Here is a 3,721-nt window from a genome sequence, read left to right on the forward strand (position 1 = left end):
ACAGGCCGACCACGCCATTGGCGGTGAGCCAGCGGCCCTCAATGATTTTTTTCAGCATCGCCTGGCCGTCAGCAAAGACTTTTTTGGCCTCTGTGCCCACCACCTCGTCGTCCAGAATGGCTGGGTAGGGTCCGGCCAAATCCCAGGTTTGAAAAAACGGGCCCCAGTCGATGTAATTGGCAATCTCGGCCATGTCAAAGTTTTTGAACACGCGCCGTCCAATGAATTTGGGTGCGGTGGGTTGGTAGCCGGTCCAGTCGATGGGTGTTTTGTTGGCTCGCGCCTTGGCCAGCGGCCACAGCGGTGAGACTTTTTTGTTGGCGTGTTGCTGGCGCACACGTTCGTAGTCGGATCTGATCTCTTGCAAAAACGCCGGGGCCGCGTCGCCCAGCAGGTTTTGCGCCACGCCCACACTGCGGCTGGCATCGGGCACGTAAACCACCGGACCGTCGTAATGCGGCGAGATTTTGACCGCAGTGTGGACTCGGCTGGTGGTGGCGCCGCCAATCAGCAGCGGGATTTTTTTGATGCGAAAGTAGTCGTCTTTCTGCATCTCGCCGGCCACATAGGCCATTTCTTCCAAGCTGGGCGTGATCAAGCCTGAGAGACCAATGATGTCTGCACCCTCGGCCTTGGCACGCGCCAATATCTCGTGGCAGGGCACCATCACGCCCATGTTGACCACGTCAAAGTTGTTGCACTGCAAGACCACGGTGACGATGTTTTTGCCGATGTCATGCACGTCGCCCTTGACCGTGGCGATGATGATCTTGCCCTTGGTGGCCACGTCACGCCCGGCGGCTTCGTCGCGCAGCTTTTCTTCTTCAATGTACGGAATCAGGTGCGCCACGGCGGATTTCATGACGCGGGCGCTTTTCACCACCTGCGGCAAAAACATCTTGCCCTGGCCAAACTGGTCGCCCACGATGCTCATGCCGGCCATCAGCGGGCCTTCAATCACGTGCAATGGGCGGCCGCCTTTGGCGATGATCTGTTGGTAGGCTTCTTCGGTATCCGCGACGATGAAGTCGGTGATGCCGTGCACCATGGCGTGGCTCAGGCGGTCTTCCACGCTCACTGGCTGCTCGGGCGTGCCGCGCCATTCGAGTTTTTTGGACTCGTCTTTGGCACCGCTCTTGGCGGTTTCGGCAATTTCCACCAGGCGCTCACCGGCATCGGGGCGGCGGTTCAGCACCACGTCTTCGACCCGTTCACGCAGCACGGGTTCCAGGTCGTCATAGACCCCAACCATGCCGGCGTTGACAATGCCCATGTCCATGCCCGCTTGGATGGCGTGGTACAAAAACACGGTGTGAATGGCTTCGCGCACCGGGTCGTTGCCACGGAACGAAAAGCTCACATTGCTGACACCGCCACTGACCTTGGCACCCGGCAGGTTGGCCTTGATCCAGCGTGTGGCGTTGATGAAATCGACCGCATAGTTGTTGTGCTCTTCAATGCCGGTGGCAATGGCGAAGATGTTGGGGTCAAAAATGATGTCTTCCGGCGGGAAACCTACCTCGTCGACCAAGATGCGGTAAGCGCGCTGGCAAATGCCAATCTTGCGTTCATAAGTGTCGGCCTGCCCTTGTTCGTCAAACGCCATCACCACGGCGGCCGCACCATAGCGGCGCAGCAGCTTGGCCTGGTGCTTGAAGTTGTCTACGCCTTCTTTCATGCTGATGGAGTTGACCACCGGTTTGCCCTGGACGCAGCGCAGACCGGCCTCAATGACGCTCCATTTGCTGGAGTCGATCATCACCGGCACGCGCGAAATGTCGGGCTCGGAGGCAATCAGGTTCAAAAAACGCACCATGGCCGCCTGGCTGTCGAGCATGGCCTCGTCCATGTTGATGTCGATGATTTGCGCGCCGTTTTCCACCTGCTGGCGCGCCACGCTCAGCGCTTGGTCAAACTCGCCGTTCAAAATCATGCGGGCAAAGGCTTTGGAGCCGGTCACGTTGGTGCGTTCGCCGACGTTGACGAAAGACGCCACCGGCGCCTGAGGTTCAGCTTGGCCTGCCTCCGAGGGGGCGAAGGCGGCCGTGCCAATGCTCAACGGCTCCAAGCCAGACAGTTTCATGGGGGGAACAAGAATTTCAGACATACAACTCACCTGTGGACAATCTCGGTTTCGATCAGGTGAGCGTCGTTGGGGGGGCATGTCCAAGCCTGACAGGGCGCTAGGGCCTGCTGCAACGCTCCTTGGAATTAGGCTAAATTTTAAAGCCTGTCAGCGCACGAATGCATCCCAACTGGTTTTGCAAATCAGCGCCGACACCACCAGCAAAAACACCACCCGCACAAACCCGGTGCCGTGCTTGAGTGCCAGCCGCGTGCCGGCCAAGCTGCCCAGCACATTGGCCACGGCCATGGCCAGCACAAAATGCCACCAGATGTGTCCTTTGGCAATGAACAGCGCCAGCGCTGAAATGTTGGTGGCGGTGTTGACCAGTTTGGCTGCAGCTGAGGCGCTCAAAAAGTCATAGCCCAGCACGCGCACAAACAAAAACACCAGAAAACTGCCGGTGCCGGGGCCAAAAAAGCCGTCGTAAAACCCGATCACCCAACCAATGCCAGCCGCCACCAGCTGCTCACGGCTGCCTGAAAAGCGCGGCGCGTGGGTGCGCCCCAGCTCTTTTTTGGTCAGGGTGTAGAGCAACACCAGCAGCAACACAAAGGGCAGCAGCTTGCGCAAAAATTCGGGTGACACCACCGTCACCAGCCAGGCGCCTAAAAATGAAGCCAGCAACCCAGCAGCGGCTGCAGGCAGCAGTGCCGCCCAGCGCATTTGCACCTTGCGGCTGTACTGCCAGGTGGCCATGCCGGTGCCCCAAACCGATGCGCCTTTGTTGGTTCCAAACAGCGTGGCCGGGTGTGCGGTGGGAAACACCGCAAAAAGCGCTGGCACCAAAATCAGCCCACCCCCGCCGACGATCGAGTCCACAAACCCGGCAAACAGAGAGGCGACAGAGACGATAAGCAGTTCCATGGCGCGCATTGTCGCATTTCAGCGGTTTGAAAAAACTACTAAATCAATAGCTGCTTATGCTTTATTCATGTGCGCTAGAGGGTGATTTGGCTTATAAAAATGACAGGCCTGCCAGCAGATTGAGGAAAAACCTGGCGGTGTTGCGTCGGTTGTCAGACCCACCATTGAAAAAGGCACCGGGGTTGCCGGTGCCTGTTCTGTTTTTGTAGTCTGACCTCGTTGGGTCGAGTCTCCTGGGGTCTTCGTCTTGAACAGACCATCAGTCCGCAAGCGATGCATGGACTTTATGCCCCAAACCCGTGCAAAACCATTAGGGCATTCCCTCTAGGGGTTCTCCCAGGGGTGTTTTTCACAGCTGCTTTCTCTGTTGCCGTGCCCCGGCAGCTCTTGCAGCGCACTTCATGTATAAACCCAAATCAACCGCAAGTCGACGCGCCATGCACGAATCCTCACCCACTCTGCACACCGACCCCGCTGACCAGGCTGGTTCGCGTGCGCTGCTGGGTGGCAGCTGGAGTGCCGCAGCGCTGGCGGCGGCGTGGCCAGCGCTAGACGCAGCGCTGTCAGTGCCCTCCTGTGGCCAGGGTGGCTGGGACCTGCGCGCCGTCACCCGGCTTGACCACACTGGGACTCAACTGTTGTGGAACCGCTGGGGGCGGCAGTGGCCTGCGCAAGTGCTTTTAAGCCCCGGTCAGCAGGCCATGCTGGAGCGGGTGGCGCGTTTTTCTA

2 protein-coding genes, 1 pseudogene and 1 riboswitch are annotated in these 3,721 nt (G+C 58.9%); of the genes and pseudogenes, 1 reads left to right on the forward strand and 2 read right to left on the reverse strand.

All coding sequences use genetic code 11. The features are described 5' to 3' along the window. Nucleotides 1-2,107 (reverse strand): dihydropteroate synthase (locus PHT20_RS16375; protein ID WP_301021369.1); only part of this gene is annotated, 2,107 nt, incomplete at its 3' end. A 30-nt stretch (nt 2,108-2,137) separates the two neighbouring features. Further along, a riboswitch (S-adenosyl-L-homocysteine riboswitch) is annotated at nt 2,138-2,213 on the reverse strand. A gap of 20 nt (nt 2,214-2,233) precedes the next feature. After that, nucleotides 2,234-2,992 carry a TSUP family transporter gene (locus PHT20_RS16380; protein ID WP_300086252.1) on the reverse strand — a complete coding sequence of 253 codons (759 nt, stop codon included), beginning with the start codon at nt 2,990-2,992 and terminating at the stop codon, nt 2,234-2,236. A gap of 401 nt (nt 2,993-3,393) precedes the next feature. On the opposite strand from PHT20_RS16380, the pseudogene PHT20_RS16385 reads away from it, so the two are divergent. Beyond that, nucleotides 3,394-3,721 (forward strand): annotated as a pseudogene (locus tag PHT20_RS16385) (hypothetical protein); the annotation flags it as partial.

Source organism: Rhodoferax sp., from assembly GCF_028715765.1.
In the GTDB taxonomy this organism is placed as follows: domain Bacteria; phylum Pseudomonadota; class Gammaproteobacteria; order Burkholderiales; family Burkholderiaceae_C; genus Rhodoferax.